This is a genomic window from Microbulbifer sp. SH-1 (assembly GCF_011326135.1).
In the GTDB taxonomy this organism is placed as follows: Bacteria; Pseudomonadota; Gammaproteobacteria; order Pseudomonadales; family Cellvibrionaceae; genus Microbulbifer; species Microbulbifer harenosus.
In genome coordinates this window covers 3,114,547-3,133,421 of record NZ_CP046948.1, presented here as the reverse complement: position 1 = coordinate 3,133,421, position 18,875 = coordinate 3,114,547, and the positions used below count along the sequence as shown (strand labels likewise).

At 60.0% G+C, this 18,875-nt stretch carries 19 protein-coding genes; 11 read left to right on the top strand and 8 right to left on the bottom strand.

Annotated features, from left to right (window positions below; all coding sequences use genetic code 11):
* Nucleotides 1–64: 64 nt before the first annotated feature.
* Nucleotides 65–1,486, bottom strand: coding sequence for an argininosuccinate lyase (gene argH / locus GNX18_RS12815; RefSeq protein ID WP_166218590.1), 1,422 nt, complete (start codon nt 1,484–1,486; stop codon nt 65–67).
* 250 nt (nt 1,487–1,736) lie between these two features.
* Between argH and GNX18_RS12810 the strand changes: the two genes are divergently transcribed.
* Both GNX18_RS12810 and GNX18_RS12805 read left to right on the top strand, forming a co-directional pair.
* Nucleotides 1,737–2,840: a sensor histidine kinase gene (locus tag GNX18_RS12810; RefSeq protein ID WP_240914005.1), complete on the top strand. Its 1,104-nt coding sequence runs from the start codon at nt 1,737–1,739 to the stop codon at nt 2,838–2,840.
* Nucleotides 2,837–3,607 (top strand): LytTR family DNA-binding domain-containing protein, encoded by a 771-nt coding sequence (locus tag GNX18_RS12805; protein WP_138237098.1) that lies wholly within the window; start codon nt 2,837–2,839, stop codon nt 3,605–3,607. Before GNX18_RS12810 ends, GNX18_RS12805 begins: the two co-directional genes overlap by 4 nt.
* A gap of 19 nt (nt 3,608–3,626) precedes the next feature.
* On the opposite strand, the gene GNX18_RS12800 is transcribed toward GNX18_RS12805, so the two are convergent.
* The 5 genes from GNX18_RS12800 to GNX18_RS12780 all read right to left on the bottom strand — a co-directional run bounded on the left by GNX18_RS12800 (nt 3,627) and on the right by GNX18_RS12780 (nt 7,912).
* The gene (locus GNX18_RS12800; RefSeq protein WP_166218586.1) at nt 3,627–4,247 is read right to left on the bottom strand and encodes a LysE family translocator; all 621 of its coding nucleotides are present in this window, start codon (nt 4,245–4,247) and stop codon (nt 3,627–3,629) included.
* Between the two features lie 14 nt (nt 4,248–4,261).
* The gene (locus GNX18_RS12795) at nt 4,262–5,005 is read right to left on the bottom strand and encodes an SDR family oxidoreductase (RefSeq protein WP_166218584.1); all 744 of its coding nucleotides are present in this window, start codon (nt 5,003–5,005) and stop codon (nt 4,262–4,264) included.
* A complete protein-coding gene (locus tag GNX18_RS12790; RefSeq protein ID WP_166218582.1) occupies nt 5,002–5,256 on the bottom strand; it encodes a hypothetical protein in 255 nt (84 codons plus the stop codon). Before GNX18_RS12790 ends, GNX18_RS12795 begins: the two co-directional genes overlap by 4 nt.
* Before the next feature lie 185 nt (nt 5,257–5,441).
* On the bottom strand, nt 5,442–6,590 hold the full coding sequence (locus tag GNX18_RS12785; protein ID WP_166218580.1) for a PilT/PilU family type 4a pilus ATPase: 1,149 nt from the start codon (nt 6,588–6,590) through the stop codon (nt 5,442–5,444).
* A gap of 287 nt (nt 6,591–6,877) precedes the next feature.
* Nucleotides 6,878–7,912: a type IV pilus twitching motility protein PilT gene (locus GNX18_RS12780; protein ID WP_138237093.1), complete on the bottom strand. Its 1,035-nt coding sequence runs from the start codon at nt 7,910–7,912 to the stop codon at nt 6,878–6,880.
* Between the two features lie 99 nt (nt 7,913–8,011).
* On the opposite strand from GNX18_RS12780, the gene GNX18_RS12775 reads away from it, so the two are divergent.
* The 4 genes from GNX18_RS12775 to GNX18_RS12760 all read left to right on the top strand — a co-directional run bounded on the left by GNX18_RS12775 (nt 8,012) and on the right by GNX18_RS12760 (nt 12,427).
* Nucleotides 8,012–8,707 carry a YggS family pyridoxal phosphate-dependent enzyme gene (locus GNX18_RS12775; protein WP_166218578.1) on the top strand — a complete coding sequence of 232 codons (696 nt, stop codon included), beginning with the start codon at nt 8,012–8,014 and terminating at the stop codon, nt 8,705–8,707.
* Between the two features lie 50 nt (nt 8,708–8,757).
* Nucleotides 8,758–9,585 carry a pyrroline-5-carboxylate reductase gene (proC, locus tag GNX18_RS12770; RefSeq protein WP_240914004.1) on the top strand — a complete coding sequence of 276 codons (828 nt, stop codon included), beginning with the start codon at nt 8,758–8,760 and terminating at the stop codon, nt 9,583–9,585.
* A gap of 59 nt (nt 9,586–9,644) precedes the next feature.
* Nucleotides 9,645–10,250: a YggT family protein gene (locus GNX18_RS12765; protein ID WP_138237091.1), complete on the top strand. Its 606-nt coding sequence runs from the start codon at nt 9,645–9,647 to the stop codon at nt 10,248–10,250.
* A gap of 209 nt (nt 10,251–10,459) precedes the next feature.
* Nucleotides 10,460–12,427 carry a dynamin family protein gene (locus GNX18_RS12760; protein WP_166218576.1) on the top strand — a complete coding sequence of 656 codons (1,968 nt, stop codon included), beginning with the start codon at nt 10,460–10,462 and terminating at the stop codon, nt 12,425–12,427.
* Here GNX18_RS12760 and GNX18_RS12755 read toward each other — a convergent pair.
* Entirely contained in the window at nt 12,424–14,124 is a 1,701-nt protein-coding gene (locus tag GNX18_RS12755; protein ID WP_166218574.1) for a hypothetical protein, read from the bottom strand. The two genes, GNX18_RS12760 and GNX18_RS12755, sit on opposite strands and share 4 nt — an antisense overlap.
* 65 nt (nt 14,125–14,189) lie before the next feature.
* On the opposite strand from GNX18_RS12755, the gene GNX18_RS12750 reads away from it, so the two are divergent.
* A complete protein-coding gene (locus tag GNX18_RS12750) occupies nt 14,190–15,104 on the top strand; it encodes a hypothetical protein (protein WP_240914375.1) in 915 nt (304 codons plus the stop codon).
* 43 nt (nt 15,105–15,147) lie between these two features.
* On the opposite strand, the gene GNX18_RS12745 is transcribed toward GNX18_RS12750, so the two are convergent.
* Nucleotides 15,148–15,630 carry a methylated-DNA--[protein]-cysteine S-methyltransferase gene (locus GNX18_RS12745; RefSeq protein ID WP_166218570.1) on the bottom strand — a complete coding sequence of 161 codons (483 nt, stop codon included), beginning with the start codon at nt 15,628–15,630 and terminating at the stop codon, nt 15,148–15,150.
* Between the two features lie 195 nt (nt 15,631–15,825).
* Between GNX18_RS12745 and GNX18_RS12740 the strand changes: the two genes are divergently transcribed.
* The 4 genes from GNX18_RS12740 to rdgB all read left to right on the top strand — a co-directional run bounded on the left by GNX18_RS12740 (nt 15,826) and on the right by rdgB (nt 18,872).
* A complete protein-coding gene (locus GNX18_RS12740) occupies nt 15,826–17,016 on the top strand; it encodes a homoserine O-acetyltransferase (RefSeq protein WP_166218568.1) in 1,191 nt (396 codons plus the stop codon).
* Nucleotides 17,013–17,606, top strand: coding sequence for a methionine biosynthesis protein MetW (metW, locus tag GNX18_RS12735; protein ID WP_138237085.1), 594 nt, complete (start codon nt 17,013–17,015; stop codon nt 17,604–17,606). Before GNX18_RS12740 ends, metW begins: the two co-directional genes overlap by 4 nt.
* A 103-nt stretch (nt 17,607–17,709) precedes the next feature.
* The gene (locus tag GNX18_RS12730) at nt 17,710–18,159 is read left to right on the top strand and encodes a DUF4426 domain-containing protein (RefSeq protein ID WP_166218566.1); all 450 of its coding nucleotides are present in this window, start codon (nt 17,710–17,712) and stop codon (nt 18,157–18,159) included.
* Between the two features lie 68 nt (nt 18,160–18,227).
* Nucleotides 18,228–18,872 (top strand): RdgB/HAM1 family non-canonical purine NTP pyrophosphatase, encoded by a 645-nt coding sequence (gene rdgB, locus GNX18_RS12725; RefSeq protein ID WP_166218564.1) that lies wholly within the window; start codon nt 18,228–18,230, stop codon nt 18,870–18,872.
* Nucleotides 18,873–18,875 lie beyond the last annotated feature (3 nt).

Below are 18,875 nucleotides of genomic sequence, written 5' to 3'. Positions count from 1 at the left end.
GCCCGTGAGAGCAGCGAGCAGTGCTCGCGCCACGCTCTCACGGGCCCTACAAGGAAATTACGGATCAGCGTGCGCCGAGCAGTTTGCGCGCGCGCGCACAGGCCGCGCGCACCTGGTTCGGCGCGGTGCCGCCGATGTGGTCGCGGGCGGCGACGGAGCCTTCGAGGGTGAGCACGTCAAACACATCCTCGCCGATCGCGGAGGAGAACTGCTGCAGCTGCGCCAGGCTCAGCTCGGCCAGATCGCAGTTCTGTTCGATGGCAAACGCCACGGAATGGCCGACGATCTCGTGGGCATCGCGGAAGGCGACGCCCTTGCGCACCAGGTAGTCGGCCAGATCGGTGGCGGTGGAGAAACCCTTGCCGGCGGCGGCGTACATGTTTTCTTTCTTTGGCTTCAGCGCCGGCGCCATATCCGCGAAGGCGCGCAGGCAGTCGAGCACAGTGTCGGCGGCGTCGAACAGCGGCTCTTTGTCTTCCTGATTGTCCTTGTTATAGGCCAGCGGCTGGCTCTTCATCAGGGTGAGCAGCGCGATCAGGTGGCCGTTGACGCGGCCGGTCTTGCCGCGCACCAGTTCCGGCACGTCCGGGTTTTTCTTCTGCGGCATGATGGAGGAACCGGTGCAGAAGCGGTCGGGCAGGTCGATGAAATCGAACTGGCTGGAGGTCCACAGCACCAGCTCCTCGCTGGCGCGGGACAGGTGCGTCATCAGCAGCGCGGAGAAGGCGCAGAATTCGATGGCGAAGTCGCGGTCGCTGACGGAGTCCAGGGAGTTCTCGGTGGGCGCGTCGAAGCCCAGCAGCTCGGCGGTGCGGGCGCGGTTGATCGGGTAGCTGGTGCCGGCCAGCGCCGCCGCGCCCAGCGGCGAGCGGTTGACACGCTTGCGGCAGTCCATGAGGCGCTCGTAGTCGCGGGTCAGCATCTCGTTCCAGGCCAGCAGGTGATGGCCGAAGGTGACCGGCTGCGCACTCTGCAAGTGGGTGAAGCCGGGCATGATGGTGTCGGCATTCTGCTCGGCGAGATCCACCAGGCCGGTTTGCAGGCGGGTCAGTTCGGAAGCGATCTGGTCGATGCGGTTGCGCAGCCACAGGCGGATGTCCGTGGCCACCTGGTCGTTGCGCGAGCGGCCAGTGTGCAGCTTCTTGCCGGTAGCGCCGATGCGCTGGGTGAGTCGGGATTCGATGTTCATATGCACATCTTCGAGTTCCACCGACCAGGGGAATTCGCCGGCCTTGATCTCCTCGGCAATGGCGTTGAGTCCGTCTGCGATCTGCTGGAATTCGTCCGCGGTGAGCACACCCACTTCCGACAGCATCTGCGCGTGGGCCAGAGAACCCTGGATATCCTCAAGGCCCATGCGCTGGTCGAACATCACCGAGGCGGTGAAGCGCTCCACGAAGGCGTCGGTGGCCTCGCTGAAGCGGCCGCCCCAGAGCTTCGCTGCAGGGTTCTGTGCACTGTTTGCGGAGGAATTGTCGTTACTCATGCTGCCTCTGGTGTGTGTGGATTGGGATGTCGACCCGGTGGTAGAACTGCGCGTTTGATGGCGGTATCTTCACCGTCTCAGAGCGAGCCCAAAATAAAGATAAGGTGTTATGACATCATCCCGGCCCGCGCAAGCGGCGGGCATTATAGCGCAGCAAGTTCACGAAATTGCCCCTGCAGGCAAAGATTCTGCGTGCCCGGAATCCTGCAGCCCCCCGCATTTCCTCCCCGATCTGTGCGGCGTGACCGGTGTGGCCTCTCTCGTCCTGATGGGCGAGCTGTTGGCGCTGGTGCTGGTACTGGCCACCGACGGGCTCCACCCGTTCAACTGGCAGCGCCTGGGGCTGGTGTCTCTCACCGTGCAGTGGGTGATCCTGCCCGCGGCTGCCATCCTGTGCCGGTTGCGCCCGCGTCTCGCGCGTCTCTCCCACAAGGTCGCCGCCGCGCTCAGCTATTCCACCGTGCTCGCGGTATTGCTGGCGGTGCTGCTGGCGCAGCACTGGTGGGTAGCGGATATGGAGGGGAGGGCGATCGATGACTGGGGCCTGCTGTCCAACTTCCTCGTCGGCGCGATATGTGCGGGTGTGGTGCTGCGCTATGCGTATGTGCAACAGCAGCTGCACAACCAGCAGCAGGCGGAACTGGGCGCGCGTATCGAGGCACTGCAGTCGCGTATTCGCCCGCACTTCCTGTTCAACAGCATGAACAGTCTCGCCAGCCTTATCGCAGTGGACGCGCCGCGTGCGGAAAAGCTGGTGGAAGATCTGGCCGCACTGTTTCGCGCGTCACTCGCGGACTCAAAGCTGGTTCCTCTGGAGCAGGAAGTTGCGCTGGCCCGGCGCTATCTCGAAATTGAATCCCTGCGTCTTGGAGACCGTCTGCAACAGGAGTGGCAGATTGATGAGATGCCGCCGCAGGCGCAGCTGCCCTCCATGCTGCTGCAGCCACTGTTGGAAAATGCGGTACTGCACGGCGTGGCCCGTCTGCGCCATGGTGGCAAAATAGAAATTGCGATTCGCCAGAATCATGCCGGTCGTCAAAATGTCATTGGCAGCAGCGCGCGCGAGCTGCTATTGTCGATTCAGAATCCTATTGCAGTTTCCGAATCAAAACCTGAGACGGAAAACACTCCCGGTGTGAGCACCGGCAACGGCATGGCGATGGAAAATGTTCGCCAGCGTCTCAGTGCGTTTTACGGCGACCGCTTCCGCTTCAGTGCGGAAGCGCGCGACGGGGAACACGGTAAAGAGTACCGCGTGGAATTGCGGCTGCCGCTGAGCACTACGCCTTCCACGACGAACGCCAGAATAACTGAGCCAGCAACCACTCCAGCAATGAAAGAGGTGGCCCGATGAGCGCCGCTGAAAGCCCGCTGGGGGTGCTGATCGTCGACGACGAACCGCTGGCGCGGGCCAGACTGGCCCGACAGTTGCAGACTATTGATGGTTGCCAACTGCTGGGAGAAGCTGCCGATGGGGAAAGCGCGTTACAACAGCTGGATTCACTCGACCCGGACCTGTTGTTACTGGATATCGAAATGCCCGGAGAAAACGGGCTCCAACTCGCCGCACAGATCACCGCCCGCCCCAATCCACCCGCGATCATTTTCTGCACCGCCCACGACGAGTTTGCGCTCCCTGCCTTTGCGGTTGCTCCATCGGGTTACCTGCTCAAGCCCGTCAGTGTGGAGCAACTGGCACAGGCGATTGCCCAGGCGCGAAGACTGAGCAAACCGCAGCGTCAGGCACTGCATACGCACACGCCGCAATCAGAGCCGCCACCCGCCAGCGGCCGCCGCCAGATCAAGGCGGTAAGCCGCCGCGGCGTACAGTTATTGGACGTGGATGACATCCGCTGCTTTATTGCCGAAGATAAATACGTGATCGCCCACCACAGCGGTGGTGAGACACTGCTGGACGAATCTCTTAAAGAGCTGGAGGCGGAATTCGGCGAGCGCTTTGTACGGGTGCATCGCAACGCGATAGTGGCACAGGATTACATCACCGGCCTGCAAAAAACCAGCGACGGTTATCGGGTGAGCTTGCGCGGTGTTCCGCTGGAGCCGGCGGTGTCCCGACGCCTTCTGGGGCGCATCAAATCACTGCTGTCGGAAATGGCCTGAGGTTGGGTCAGGTTTCCCGTCAGCTACTGCGCACCGCCATCCAGACTCCACTGGCAATCAGAATACTGCCGCCGAACAGGTTCAGTGAGCGGTTTTCGGGTTTATTTTGCAATATTTTTTTGGCGCGTACGGTGATCCATACATAGATCAGCATAACGCCGCCAACAGCGAGGGCGGTTACCACCAATATGGTGACAGCGTCCATCACACCGATGTCATGCATAGGCAGAAATGCCGGAAAGAAACTCAGGTAAAACAGAATTGCCTTGGGGTTGCCCAGAGTGGTGGTAAGACCGAGTAGCAGGCTGCCATAGCGCGAACTCTGTATTTCCGTAGCCGGCTGGGTATTGGTCTTGCGACGGGCGCATATAAGACTGAATCCCATCCACACCAAGTAGGCAGCGCCGAGAAATTTCAACACGACAAAGGCACTGCCCATTGCGTCCGCAATATAAGCGAGCCCTGACAGGCACAGAGCGATAAACACATAATCGCCGAGCACGATACCTACTGACGTCAATACCCCGTGAAGCACACCACCGCTGACCGAGCGCGCGACCACCGCGAGTACTCCGGGGCCGGGAATCACCGCGAGAACGACCATGGTTCCGAAAAGTGCCAGCGCACTGATGAGCGTCATTGTAAATTTCCAGTTCAGAGCCCGCCGGTTACATCGACAAATGTACCGGTGGAGTAAGTGGCTTCATCGAGCAGCCAGGCGATTGCCGATGCGACTTCTTCGGGTTGTCCGCCGCGCGCCAGTGGAATGCGCGGTGCCAACCGCGCCAAGCGGCCGGGTTCGCCGCCGTCGGCGTGCATTTCGGTGGCAATAAATCCCGGGCGCACAGCGTTGACCCGGATTCCCTGGCTGGCAACTTCCTTGCTGAGACCGATGGTCAGTGTATCGACGGCGCCTTTGCTGGCGGCATAGTCTATGTACTCGTAGGGCGATCCGCTGCGCGCCGCACCGGAGGATACATTGACGATGGTGCCGCCGCGACCACCATTTCCGGTGGACATACGCCGGATGGCCTCCCGGCAACAGAGCAGGGTTCCGGTGATATTGGTCTGCAGAATGCGGTTGATACGCTCGGCGGTCATGTGTTCCACCCGCGTCTGCGCCATCAGCATGCCGGCGTTGTTGACCAGCGCGGTGAGCATCCCCAACCGCCGATCGACTTCCACAAACAGCCGCTCCACGTCCTCTTCCCGGGAAATATCCGCCTGCACTGCAATGGCCTTTGCTCCCAAGGCGCCACACGTCTCCAGCACGCTCTGTGCTTCAACTGCTCTTTGTCGATAACTTATGCAGAGGTCGTAGCCTTTTGCGGCCAGTAGTCTGGCGGTAGCGGCGCCAATTCCGCGGCTGCCGCCGGTGATCAGGGCAATCGGTTTCACGGCAACATCAACCCCGCCTCCGCCAGGCGCCCGCGCAATTCGTCCATGCTGCCGCGGTATTCCCAGTACATGATGCGGCCGTGGGAGCCTGTGACCAGCAGATACTGCTCGCTGATGGACTGGATGCGGGTTGGCGCAATCAATTTGGTCATGAATTCTGGCTCATCGACCTTTTCCACAATTTCGCGATTGTTCTCGTCGTAGCCGTGTACGACGAGGGCGGTGCGGACTTCCAGTTCCAGAAATTTCACGGGAGGTTCCTGTATGTCGCTTTGTAGGAGCCTGCTTGCAGGGCCCGGGAGAGTGTAAAGCGAGTGCTGCTCGCTGCTCTCTCGGGCGCCCGGCCAAGGATGGCCGGGCCGGAATCTGCCCCAGGGATGGCTGCTTGCGGTATGGCCATTGTTCGCTTGCAAGCAAGCTCCTACAGGGAAATGTTTCAGTAAATGCGCGGGCCGCCGCCGCCATCGGTATCGCTGGCGAGGCTCAGTTCGTCGGCGGCGCTGTTGAGGTACTCGGCGTCGGACTCGGACTTGAGCTTGATCATCAGGCGCAGGTCGTTGGCGGAGTCGGCGTGCGACAGCGCGTCTTCATAGGTGATCTCGCCGCGGTCGTAGAGTTCGTACAACGCCTGGTCGAAGGTCTGCATGCCCTGTTCCACGGAGCGCTTCATCAGTTCCTTCATTTTGTGCACTTCGCCCTTGCGGATGAGATCCGACATCAGCGGGGTGTTGATCATGATCTCGAGACAGGCGCGGCGGCCGTCGCCGTCCGGGGTCGGTACCAGCTGCTGGGCAACCATGGCGCGCAGGTTCAGTGACAGGTCCATCCACAGCTGCTGGTGCCGGTCGGCGGGGAAGAAGTGGATGATGCGGTCCAGCGCCTGGTTGGCGTTGTTGGCGTGCAGGGTGCACAGGCACAGGTGGCCGGTTTCGGCGAAGGCGATGGCGTGGTCCATGGTTTCGCGCGAGCGCACCTCGCCGATGAGGATGACGTCGGGGGCCTGGCGCAGGGTGTTTTTCAGGGCGGTCTCGAAGGAGTCGGTGTCGAGGCCGACTTCGCGCTGGGTGACGATACAGCCGCGGTGCTGGTGGATAAACTCGATGGGGTCTTCGATGGAGATGATATGACCCTTGGAGTGCTCGTTGCGGTGGCCGATCATGGAGGCGAGGGAGGTGGATTTACCGGTACCGGTGGCGCCAACGAAGATGATGAGGCCGCGCTTGGTCATGGCCAGTTCTTTGAGCTGCTCGGGCAGGCCGAGTCCGTCAATGGTGGGGATTTTGGTTTCGATGCGGCGCAGCACCATGCCGACGAGGTTGCGCTGGAAGAAGGCGGAGACCCGGAAGCGGCCGACGTTGCGCAGGGAGATGGCGAAGTTGAGTTCTTTGCTTTCGATGAACTCTTTTTTCTGCCGCTCGTTCATGATGCCGATGACGAGTTCGCGGGCTTTTTCGGGGGTGAGCGCGGTGGTGCTGACGGGGACGATTTTGCCGTGCAGTTTGATGGAGGCGGGCACACCGGCGGTGATGAACAGGTCGGATGCGCCTTTTTCAGTCACCAGTTGTAGGAGTCGTTCGATTTCCATTTTTTAGCACCACTTTGGGTTGTTCTATTGCCCGGGGTCCTTTTTAGCAGGTCCGGTGGCGGCCGGGCACCGGGTTCGGGTTTTCAGGACCGCTGTGAATACATCCCTGTACGCTTCGTCGGCAACTTCCCTGTTGCCGACGATCCTGAAAACCCGAACCCGGCACCCGGCCTTCAATTCGGGTTTTTGTACTTCGTAAGCCGTATAGCTTTCGACTTGGTTAATTTTTCTCTTCGTCATCCCGGCCTTGAGCCGGGATCCAGTCTTTCCGTCGCTGGAAAACTTCCTCAGAAGTTCTCCGGCATCTTCGCCTTCTCACGCGCCACTTCACGGCTGACGATGCGCCGTTCCACCAGGTCCTGCAGGCACTGGTCCATGGTCTGCATGCCGACGCTGGCGCCGGTCTGGATGGCGGAGTACATCTGCGCGATTTTGTCTTCGCGGATTAGGTTACGGATGGCGGGGGTGCCGCGCATGATTTCGTGGGCGGCGACGCGGCCGCCGCCGTTGCGCTTGAGCAGGGTCTGAGAGATTACTGCCTGCAGGGATTCGGAGAGCATGGAGCGCACCATGGACTTTTCCTGCGCGGGGAATACGTCCACCACACGGTCGATGGTTTTGGCGGCGGAGGTGGTGTGCAGGGTGCCGAAGACGAGGTGGCCGGTTTCGGCGGCGGTGAGGGCGAGGCGGATGGTTTCGAGGTCGCGCATCTCGCCGACGAGGATGATGTCGGGGTCTTCACGCAGTGCGGAGCGCAGGGCTTCGGAGAAGCCGTGGGTGTCGCGGTGGACTTCCCGCTGGTTGACCAGGCACTTTTTCGATTCGTGTACGAATTCGATCGGGTCTTCGATGGTGAGGATGTGTTCGTACTTGTTGTCGTTGATGTAGTCGATCATCGCGGCGAGGGTGGTGGACTTACCGGAGCCGGTAGGGCCGGTGACGAGGACCAGGCCGCGTGGGGTGTCGGAGATCTGTTTGAACACTTGGCCCATTCCCAGGTCTTCCATGGTGAGCACCTTGGAGGGAATGGTCCGGAATACGGCGCCGGCGCCGCGGTTGTGGTTGAAGGCGTTGACCCGGAAGCGGGCGACGCCGGGGACTTCGAAGGAGAAGTCGGTCTCGAGGAACTCTTCGTAATCCTTGCGCTGCTTGTCGTTCATGATCTCGTAGATCAGGCCGTGCACCTGCTTGTGCTCCATGGGCGGCAGGTTGATGCGGCGGACGTCGCCGTCGACCCGGATCATGGGCGGCAGGCCGGCGGAGAGGTGCAAGTCGGAGGCGTTCTGCTTGGCGCTGAAGGCGAGGAGTTCTGTAATGTCCATACTGCTACCTTTATTGTTCTCTTAACTTACTCTTGTCGATATGACGCGGGCGCAGTGAGCGCATAGAATGCCCGCCGAGCAAAATTTGGGTCCCAGTATATGCGCAAAGGGTCTATCGCCGAAAACCTCAATTCCGTGACTGAGCGGATCGTCACAGCCTGCCGGTTTTGTGACCGCAAGGCGGATGCTGTAACCCTGCTGGCGGTGTCGAAAACCCGTCCGGCGGCGGACTTGCGCGCGGCGTTTGCCGCCGGTCAGCGGCATTTCGGAGAGAATTATCTGCAGGAAGCGCTGGAGAAACAGGAGGCGCTGACTGACCTGGATATCGTGTGGCATTTCATCGGCCCGCTGCAGTCCAACAAGACCCGGGATGTGGCGACGCATTTTCACTGGCTGCACACCGTGGACCGCCTCAAGGTGGCGAGACGCCTGTCGGAACAGCGCCCGGGCGCGCTGCCGCCTCTGAATGTCTGTCTGCAGGTCAATATCGACGGGGAAGACAGCAAGTCCGGCGTGGCCCCGGAGGCGCTGCCGGCACTGGCGGCGGCGGTGGCGGAGCTGCCAAACCTGCGGCTGCGGGGGCTGATGGCGATTCCGGCGCCGCGTGGAGAGAACGAGGATCAGCGGGTTCCGTTCCGGCGGTTGGCGGCGCTGCTGGAGGCGTTGCAGCGACAGTTACCGGAGCAGCCGCTGGATACCCTGTCCATGGGGATGTCCGGGGATATGGAGGCGGCAATATTCAGTGGTGCCACTATAGTGCGTATCGGCACGGACATCTTCGGTGCCAGGAAATAGCGGCCGCGTACTGCGGTGTATTGAAAGCGTGAATTCACAAGGAGTCAGCGATGTCTCAACACAGAATGGTTTTTATCGGCGGCGCGGGGAATATGGCCGGCGCGGTGATCGGCGGCATGGTGGCCAGTGGATACCCCGCGGACAACATCATGGCGACCGGCCGCGATGAGCAGAAGCTGCGCGACTTTGTCGCGCGCACTGGTGTGCGCGGCAGTACCGATAACCACATCGCCATTCGCGACGCCGACGTCATCGTGCTGTCGGTCAAGCCGCAGGGAATGAAGGATGTGTGCGAGTCCATCGCGGCCGATGTGAGCGTTCGCAAACCCCTGGTGATTACCCTGGCGGCGGGTATTCCACTCGCCGCCTACCAGCGCTGGCTGGGTGCCGGCGTGCCGATCATTCGCGCCATGCCGAATACCCCGGCGCTGGTGGGCACCGGCGTGACCGGCCTATACGCGGGCGAAGGCGTCACCAGTGAGCACAGATCCGTCGCCACACAGATGGCGGATGCGGTGGGCATCGCCCTGTGGGTGGAGGAGGAATCCGGTATCGATCAGGTGATCGCGGTGTCCGGCTCCGGCCCCGCCTACTATTTCCAGTTTATGGAATCCATGATCGACGCGGCGGAGAAGGCCGGCATGAAGCGCGCCGACGCCGAGCGCCTAACCTTGCAAACCGCACTGGGCGCGGCGAAACTTGCGGTGGCAAGCCAGGTGGACGTCGCGCAACTGAAGCGCAACGTTATGTCGCCGAATGGCACCACTGAGCGCGCGATCAAGCGCTTTCAGGAGGGCGGCCTGCCGCAGCTGGTTGCGCAGGCGATGGGCGACTGCGCCGCGCGCGCGGCGGAAATGGCACAAGAACTGGATAACTAACAGGCTGTTGAAGAAGGTCATCCCGGCCTTTTTTAACAGCCCGCGAACAAGGACTATTGATGGTCAGCACCTTCAGCAATATCGGCGTATTCATTCTCGCCACCCTCGGCATCCTGTATCTGTTTGCGGTGCTGCTGCGCTTCATGCTGCAGCTGGCGCGGGCGGATTTTTACAATCCCATTTCCCAGGGCATCGTGAAGATTACTAACCCGCTGTTGCGTCCGCTGCGCAAGATCGTCCCCGGCTTTTTCGGCCTGGATATGGCCTCACTGGTGCTCGCGTTGCTGGTGGGCTGGGTAATGATTCTTGGGGCGGGGTTTCTCGCCGGTGTCGGTATGCTGAACCCTCTGTCGGCGCTGCTGTGGTCTTTGCTCGGCTGCCTGATGACGCTGATCGCGATCCTGTTTGTAGGCATGCTGATTTCCATTGTGGTCAGTTGGGTCGCACCTCACAGCGCTAACCCCGCATTGGTTCTGCTGCGGCAGTTGCTGGAGCCGGTGTACGCGCCGGTGCGCAAGATCATCCCGCCGCTGGGGGTGATCGACATCAGCCCGATCTTTGTATTTATCCTGCTGACGGTAGCAGACAAGCTGCTTTTGGGGTTTGCCCAGAGTGCCGCAATGCCGCAGCTGGTTTACAACCTGTTCTGGCACATCCCCTTTTAACGGAGCGCCTGAGAACGAGTGCACAAGCGCCTTGCGACAGCCGGCGGCGCTGGAGCGCCGGCCATTCGCTCGCTGCGTTTCAGGTATCCGTCGGCTGGCACAAGAACCCCAACCAGTTCGCGAAACGCCAGTTATGGGCTTTCGCTCGCCGTCGGCATACTGGAAAATGATTTGAATACACCGAAGCAGTAACAATAAGAATACTAAACATGGAAGATGCGACCTTGCGCCAGCACATTGCCGATTACGACCGGTGGAAAAAGAGCCTCGACACCCAGTTCAGCCGCTTCAGCCATTGGCTGGAAGAGCACTTCCCCAACTCTGCCGGTGCCCGTCAGGTGGTTCAGCAGGCACGCCAGCTGCTGGTGGACGACCAGTTCACCGTGGCGTTGGTGGGGGAGTTTTCCCGCGGGAAAACCGAGCTGATCAACGCACTGTTGTCCCACACCTACGGCAAGCGTCTGCTGCCGTCGCGCCCCGGGCGCACCACCATGTGCCCCACGGAAATCCTCTGCGACGGCACCGAGCAGGCCTCGGTGCGCCTGCTGCCCATCGAGACGCTTGCCACCAATACCAGTCTTGAGAGCTTCCGCCGCATTCCACAGAAGTGGGTGAATTTCGACTTCGACCCGGACGACGCCGAGGCCACCCGCGATGCTCTGATGAAAGTCGCCTCCACCAAGGCGGTGACCCCGGAAGAGGCCGCCCGCTACGGTTTCGACCGCCGCCACCTGGACGGCAACGGCAACCTGGTGCAGATCCCCGCCTGGCGCTACGCGCTGATTTCCCTGCCGCATCCGCTGCTGGCACAGGGCCTGCGCATCATTGATACCCCGGGATTGAATGCACTGGGCAACGAGCCCGAACTGACCCTGTCTACGCTGCCTGGTGCCCAGGCGGTGGCCTTCCTGCTCTCCGCCGATGCCGGTGTCAGCGGCACCGACCTGAACATGTGGGAAACCCATCTGGTGCCGCTCAAGGAGCACCGCGGCACCGCAGTGATGGCGTTGCTGAACAAGATCGATGTTCTGTGGGACGATCCGGACGAAGATTGTGAGCAGATGCTGCGCAAGATGCGCGCGGAAGTGAGCAAGCTGCTAGATCTGCCGCAGGAGAGTGTGGTTGGCGTTTCCGCCAAGAAAGCGCTGCTGGCACGCGCCGAGCACGATCCGATACTGCTGCAGCAGAGTCGCTTCGGGGACTTTGAACAGCTGTTGGTGCAACGGCTGCTGGATCACCGCCAGAAAGTCGCCAACCACCGCTCGCTGCACCAGGCGCTGATGCTGATGGCGGATACCCGCGATCTGCTGAAGCGCCGGCTGAATAGTGGCCGCGCCACCCTTGAGCACCTGAAGCGTCACGCCGGTACCAGCCCGGATCAGGTCGAGGAGCTGAAGCAATTGCATCAGACGGCCAAGGAGCAGCACAAGTACTGTCACCAGGAACTGCTGACGCTGAAATCCAGCCAGCGCATGCTCTCCCGCCAGCGCGCCTCGCTGCTGGCGCCGGTGTCCAGCCAGCAGCTGCAGCAACTGATTGATGAGACCCGTCATGCGCTGAACGAGCGCTGGTCCCCGCTGGGACTGGCGCGGGCGATTGACGGGTTCATGGGTGGGGTGGAGCACCAGTTGGCCAACCTGGAGCGCGAGGTGGATCAGGCCAACCGGCTGGTGGACGCGATCTATGAGCGCTCCAGCCTGAGCAATATCAATCCCGCGGAACATCACTTCGATGTTGCCGGCTTCCGCGCGGCCCTGCGCGGTCTGCACCGGCAGGCTGCCCAGCTGCGCCGTTCGCCGCAACTGTTGCTGGCCCGTCGCAACCGCCTCACGGAGCGCTTTATAGCGACACTGGCCAATGAAGTGGGGCGGGTATACAGCCAGATGATTTCCGCGGTGGACGGTTGGCTGGAGCAGGTGCTGGAGCCGCTGAAGCAGCATGTGCAGTACCAAAAACATCTGCTGAACCGCCATCTAATCAAGCTGACGGAGTTGAAGCAGAAAACCCAGAGCAAGCGCACAGATCTGCGCGCGCTGGAGGAGGAGTTGTTGCGCAACCACAGCGCGCTCGGTGCATTGGAAGATCTGCTCAAGCAGACTCAGGCCGCGCCGCAGCCAATTGCGCCGGCGCCGCGCGCCACCAATGTCACGCCGATGAAGATCCCCGCCAACAGTTAACTGTACTCTCTGTCGGCTTCGGCAACTTTGCTCTGGTTCAGTACCGGTTCGCCGGATGCTGTCTCCCTGTGCAATGTTTCGATAAAGGCGTCGATGTGCGCGTGCGTTATATGCGGGTCCATCATGGCCGCTGTTTCCGCCGCCAGCGGCTCCATCCTCTCCGCCCGCTCGTCGATCAGGTGGGCAGCCGTCAGCCACGCCGTTCGCAAACCCCTCTCCTTGCGTCGCGAAAACTGCTGGAAGTGCCATATGGTATTTGCCCGCAGCAGCGCACTGTTGCCACTGTGTAGCGCTCGCACTTCCTCCCTGAAATGATTCGCTGCTTCATTTCCCATCTTTGTCGGATAGCGCCGGAAGCTTACCAGCGGGCTGGTGGCGCCCGGAAACAGAACATGGTTGTCGCCATATTCCTGCAAGCGGGTTTTCAGGTAACAGGCGCGGTCGATGCTCCCGGCGGCAAGGTGTTGCAGACCGTGTTCTCCCAGCTCCGTAAAAGACGCGACCAATCCCTCCAGGCTATACAGCTTGGTGGCGCTGGCCGGGGATGAAACGCGCTGCGGAAAACCGGAATCGGGCTTGGATTCCAGTCGGGTTGTATCCGTGTCGGGCACCAGAAGGCGCAGTTGCTTGTAATTCTTGACGATCAGCAGGGAAAGCGGCAGAGGGGAATATCCCCAGCGACCGAGATTGATGGAGCAGCTGTCGCTCTGCGCGCAGGCAGCCAGTGCGCCGCGAATGGATTCGATAGCGGTCGAAGCGCGTTCTGGTAGCACCAGGGGATTGCGGCGAAAGTCGTAATTCCGGAACAGCAATAGCGGCCAGTGCAACGGAATATCCAGATGTATATGCGGTCGATTGAGTACGCCATACTGCTGCCGCAAGCGGTCGGTCTCCTCTAATATCGCGGCTACCGGATCGGGTGCGCCGGTATAAAGCTGCCCTGTGCTGAGCAAAATACCGCCGATTGCAATCCCCCGGCGAAAGCAGCTCTCAAGGTAGTTCATCACCCTGTCGACGTCAGTTTCTCCATCAGTACGGGTGGGAATTCGCGTAAGGCTGTGCCGGGAAAGCAAGCTCATCGTAAGGTAAGCCTCCACAGAGCTGCAGTATCTGCCGGAGATGATGAGGCGAGAGTCGCGGCCTTGGTGGTTGACCATTTCATGACTGCCGTGGGCGAGCAGGAATCCGTACCACTGGGTCAGGTCGTGGCTGAGATCAAATACGCCGGAAGTATCGATTCTGCTGTAGCCCAGTAGCCGGGATATCCTGTCCAACAGCTCATACTCGCGAAACCGGATGCGTGTTTCCACGTCTCCGCTATCCACCCTCTGTGCCAGCGCGCGCTGGACTGCGGTAACAGCGCTGCGGCAGGATGGTGCGAAATCCAAAAAAGGCCTGGTTGCAATCCGCCTGTCATTTGTCGGCAAAGAAAATTCCCGGCGAATGACTTTATCCAGATTCTCTGCAACAGCATCGTTGCTGAAGCTCGACATCCCCACCGCTCCAATTTTTCGTGTTGCAGGTAATTTACCGGTAAAGCGGCATGTTGTATTTATCGGTCCAAATCGGACGCAAATCTCATTTCCATAGTGCTTACTACTTAGATATATCGGACGAACGATCGAAAATCGGGTGACAAATTTCCCGCTATTGAACAGATTGGTCGAGCTCCGCCGAGCGACGGTCGCCTTACGCAAATGTTCAAATATGGAGGATTAAACTGTGGAAGTTACTGCCGACGTAAAGGTTGCTGACGTTGATTATGAAGCGTCACGCGTTCCTGCAAAGGGAAGGTATTCGGAGCAGGCGCGACAGGAGCGCTTGCAGTTTTTGCAGCAAAAAACAAAAGTACCTCTGGTGGAGGTGGGCCGCTGCACAAAGATTCGTACGCTGGGTCGAGGAACATACCGCAGAAATTCGAGAACAGGCGCTGAGAGCGTCCCGTCATGCGGAGCTGGTTGCACTGGAACCCTCAGTGCTCGGGCGTACTGTGCATCTGACGTTTGAATACACTTGTGGTGATGCCAGTGGCCAGAACATGGTGACGGCGTGCACCTGGTCGGCGTGCCAATACATTCGAGCACAACTCGCACAGAGCACTCTAATGCCGCTGAAGAGCTTTGCCATTGAGACCGGGCATTCCGGTGACAAGCGCGTCACGGGTTTAACTTTGTCACGGGGGCGGGGCATCCGAGTGACCGCGGAGTGCGTATTGCCGGCACAGGTTTTACGTGACGAGTTGAAAGTTGAGCCCGCGGCGTTGGACAAGTACTTTCGCTTGCTTTCGTCTTCGGAAGCGGCTGCAGGGAGTGTGGGTTGCTGTATCAATATTGCTAACTCTATTGCCGGTGTGTTTATCGCTACCGGCCAGGATATCGCCTGTGTACACGAGTCTTCTGTGGGAATTTTTCACCTTGAATTACAGGCGGATTCGAGCATATACGCGAGTATCACGCTTCCGTGTCTGGTGGTAGGTACGGTTGGCGGGGGGACCGGGGTGCCGCAGCAGAACGAATGTCTGCGGATGTTTGGCTGTGCGGGAGCGGGCAAGGTCATGCGGTTCGCCGAGTGTATTACCGCGTATTGTATGGGGCTGGAGCTGTCAACGATGTCTGCTCTCGCCTCGGATCAGTTCGCCCAGGCCCACGAGCGCATGGGGCGCAACCGTCCGCAGTGATCTGAGGGCATCGGTCGCGGCGATATCTGGCGGACCGGTCTGTTCAACCGAATCCGAAGGCCTCAAAATTCAACAGGCTTTCCTTCACGGCGGCGCCGCCGGGATGTCCCTTGATACTGTTGTCGCTGCCGATCACGCGATGACAGGGCAGAATGATTGGCAGCGGGTTGGCGCGGATGGCCTGCCCCACTGCGCGAACGCTCTCCGGCCGGCCGAGGCTGTGTGCCAGTTGACCGTACGTCCAGGTTTGGCCGAATGGGATATCCCGCAATTTGCGCCACACCATTTTCTGAAACTCGGTGCCAACATGCCGGCACGGCAGGTCAATTTCGCGGCGCTCGCGGCGAAAGTACTGTTGCAGCTGTTCATGGCAGCGCAGCAGCAGCGGTGTCCCGTGTTGCTGCCAGCTGGGTTCGATTCTGTTCTGATCTATGGCAGACGCGAAACACAGTGCGGCTAGTGACGATTGGTCAGCAGCGACGATTACCTGGCCGACCGGGGTATCGAACTCCTGGTAAAACAACATCGTGAACCCTCGTGCTCCAACCTTCCGTGGTCGAGGAGATAGTACGGCTTTTTTTCTTTGCGGGTGAAGGGGGCGGGCCCAGAGTTGGCGCCGCAAACTGCCCGAATTTACTGGGCTCCGCCACTGTGATACGGGGTTAATTCGCTGGGTGTTTTCCCGTACACTGCGCTCCTCTCAGTATTGCGGAAGCTTCCTGTGCCATCGGAAACAGCCAAATCCCAACACCATCGTCTCAGCGCCGGGTCGGTCGGTCTGGTCGAGCCTAAAAGTCACACCTTTCCCGGGCCGTTCAAGCTGGCCTGCGGCCGCGTTCTGGATGAATACACGCTGGTGTATGAAACCTATGGCACCCTGAATGCCGATAAAAGCAATGGTGTGCTGATCTGCCATGCGCTTTCCGGCCACCACCATGCTGCGGGTTACCACAGTGAAAACGACAAGCGTCCAGGCTGGTGGGATCACTATATCGGCCCGGGCAAGCCCATCGACACCGACAAGTTTTATGTAGTGGCGCTGAACAATCTCGGCGGCTGTCACGGCTCCACCGGCCCGGCGTCCATCAATCCAGCCAGCGGTAAACCGTGGGGCCCGGACTTCCCGCCGCTGCGCGCACGGGATTGGGTGCACAGTCAGGCGCAGCTCGCGGATCTCTTGGGTATTGAACAGTGGGCGGCTGTGGTGGGCGGCAGTCTCGGCGGTATGCAGGCGATGCGCTGGTCGCTGGAGTATCCACAGCGGCTGCGTCACTGCGTGGTCATTGCCTCGGCGATGAAACTCTCCGCGCAGAATATCGCGTTCAACGAGACCGCCCGCCAGGCGATCACGTCCGATCCCGACTTCTGCGACGGGCGTTATCTGGAGGCGAACACGCTGCCACGCCACGGCCTGGCGGTGGCGCGTATGATCGGGCATATCACTTATCTTTCCGACGACGGCCTCGGTAAGAAGTTCGGGCGCGAACTGCGCTCCGGCACTTTCCAGCAGGGCGTTGAGGAACTGGTGGAATTCCAGGTGCAGAGTTATTTGCGCTATCAGGGTGATTCCTTTTCCGGCAGTTTTGATCCGAACACTTACATTCTGATGACCCGCGCCCTGGATTATTTCGACCTGGCGCGCGAGTACGATGACGATCCGGTAAAGGCATTTTCCCACGCGTGCTGCAAGTTCCTGTTGGTGTCGTTCACGTCCGACTGGCGTTTTGCACCGGAGCGCTCGCGGGAAATTGCCGATGCGCTAATGCACGCCAATGTTCCCGTCACCTACGCGGAAGTGGAGTCGCCCATGGGGCACGACGCCTTTCTGCTGCCCAACGAGCGCTATGAAAAGGTCTTTGCTGCCTATATGAATAATGTCGCCAACGAAGTTCGCGCGGAGGTGTCGGTATGACGCGCAAGGATCTCGACATTATTGCCGACTGGGTTGCGCCCAAGTCCCGGGTGCTGGATCTCGGTTGTGGTGACGGCGAGCTGTTGGTGCGGCTCGCGCAGCAGAAAGGGGTCAGCGCTTATGGCCTCGAGATCGACCCGGAGCAGATCCAGAAGTGTGTCGAGCGCGGCGTGAGCGTGGTAGAACAGAACCTGGACAAGGGGCTTGCCAACTTTTCAGACCAGAGTTTCGACACCGTTGTCATGACCCAGGCGTTGCAGACGCTGCGGTTTCCCCACCTGGTGGTGGAAGAAATGCTGCGGGTAGGGCGGGAATGCATTATCACTTTTCCCAACTTCGGACAGTGGAGGGCGCGCTGGCATCTGGCGTTTTCCGGGCGCATGCCGGTCTCCGACTTATTGCCTTACGAATGGTACGACACACCTAATATTCACTTTTGTACTTTCAAGGATTTCGAAGTACTTTGTCGTGACCACCACTGGCGGATACTGCACCGGCAGGTGGTTTCTGAGTCGCCGGTTTCCGCGATGTTGAAAGATTTTTTACCGAATCTGTTCGGTGAAACGGCGATTTACCATCTGACTCGCTAATATTGTCCACAAGAAGGTTGTAAAGCGCGTCATCGCAGGCTTTTACTGAGAGCGCTCTGGCGGCGAGGCGACGACAACATATGAAAATATTCAGGAGGACGCTGTGAAACGTCTGTTTGCTGCTTTTATTTCCATAGCCCTGCTATTGTGGGCGGCCGCAGCGGCGGCGCAGGGCGCCAAAATTATCGAAAACTTCCAGGACTTCGGTGATTACCGGGTCACCTACTCGGTGTTCAACAGCGATTTTATTTCCCCTGATATCGCCCGCCAGTACAATCTGGTGCGCGCCCGGGACCGCGCATTCGTCAATATTTCTGTGAGCAAGAAGGGCGATTTGAAGGGCATGAGCGCTGGCGTCTCTGGCAATGCCACCAATCTCATCCAGCAGTCCCGATCGCTGGATTTTCAGGAGGTTCGCGATCAGGATGCCGTGTATTACCTGGCGCCCTTCCGTTTTGAACACGAAGAGACGCTCACATTCAATATTGACCTGGTACTGCCGGACGGCAGCACCCAGGAGCTCACCTTCCGCCGCCAACTGCACAAGAACTGAGCTGCGGTAGGCGGTATTGCCGCGGGCACATGTGCTCGCGGTCGGCACATTTCGGTAGTCAATCACCCATGGACAAGATCGTTCTCGCCAGCGGCAACGCGGGCAAACTGAGAGAGTTTTCCCAGCTGTTTGCAGGCTGGCAGATTGCGGTATTGCCGCAGTCAGCGTTCGTTGCTGAGGAGGCGGTCGAGACCGGCCTCAGTTTTATTGAGAACGCGTTGATCAAGGCACGCCACGCCAGTCGCGCCAGTGGTTTGCCGGCGCTGGCGGATGATTCCGGACTCGCGGTTGATGCGCTCGACGGTGCACCGGGAATATTCTCCGCGCGCTATGCCGGTGCCGACGCCAGCGATGACGACAACAATCGCAAACTTTTAGACGCTCTGGAAAATGTGCCCGCGGATCGCCGCTCCGCCAGTTTTCATTGTGCACTGGCTTTTGTGCGCACCCCGGAAGACCCGGTGCCGCTGGTGTGTACCGCGCGCTGGCAGGGGATAATTCTGGAGAGTCCCGCGGGTGATCAGGGCTTCGGTTACGACCCGCTGTTCTATGTTCCCTCGGAAAAATTGACTTCTGCACAACTGCCGAGAGAGGTGAAGAACCGCCTCAGCCACCGCGCCCAGGCAGTAAGGAAATTCGAACAACTGTGGCACGAGGAGATGGTGTTGCCGGAAAAGCCGGCGGTGGGCGACGCCGGCAAGATGTTGTTCTGACCT

Excerpts from the sequence above, each read along its gene's own strand:
- GNX18_RS12775 (WP_166218578.1), top strand. The coding sequence starts at position 8,012 with ATGCGCAAAGGGTCTATCGCCGAAAACCTCAATTCCGTGACTGAGCGG.
- GNX18_RS12750 (WP_240914375.1), top strand. The coding sequence starts at position 14,190 with ATGAAGCGTCACGCGTTCCTGCAAAGGGAAGGTATTCGGAGCAGGCGC.
- GNX18_RS12805 (WP_138237098.1), top strand. The coding sequence starts at position 2,837 with ATGAGCGCCGCTGAAAGCCCGCTGGGGGTGCTGATCGTCGACGACGAA.
- proC (WP_240914004.1), top strand. The coding sequence starts at position 8,758 with ATGTCTCAACACAGAATGGTTTTTATCGGCGGCGCGGGGAATATGGCC.
- GNX18_RS12760 (WP_166218576.1), top strand. The coding sequence starts at position 10,460 with ATGGAAGATGCGACCTTGCGCCAGCACATTGCCGATTACGACCGGTGG.
- GNX18_RS12765 (WP_138237091.1), top strand. The coding sequence starts at position 9,645 with ATGGTCAGCACCTTCAGCAATATCGGCGTATTCATTCTCGCCACCCTC.
- argH (WP_166218590.1), bottom strand. The coding sequence starts at position 1,486 with ATGAGTAACGACAATTCCTCCGCAAACAGTGCACAGAACCCTGCAGCG.
- GNX18_RS12800 (WP_166218586.1), bottom strand. The coding sequence starts at position 4,247 with ATGACGCTCATCAGTGCGCTGGCACTTTTCGGAACCATGGTCGTTCTC.
- GNX18_RS12780 (WP_138237093.1), bottom strand. The coding sequence starts at position 7,912 with ATGGACATTACAGAACTCCTCGCCTTCAGCGCCAAGCAGAACGCCTCC.
- rdgB (WP_166218564.1), top strand. The coding sequence starts at position 18,228 with ATGGACAAGATCGTTCTCGCCAGCGGCAACGCGGGCAAACTGAGAGAG.
- GNX18_RS12745 (WP_166218570.1), bottom strand. The coding sequence starts at position 15,630 with ATGTTGTTTTACCAGGAGTTCGATACCCCGGTCGGCCAGGTAATCGTC.
- GNX18_RS12785 (WP_166218580.1), bottom strand. The coding sequence starts at position 6,590 with ATGGAAATCGAACGACTCCTACAACTGGTGACTGAAAAAGGCGCATCC.
- metW (WP_138237085.1), top strand. The coding sequence starts at position 17,013 with ATGACGCGCAAGGATCTCGACATTATTGCCGACTGGGTTGCGCCCAAG.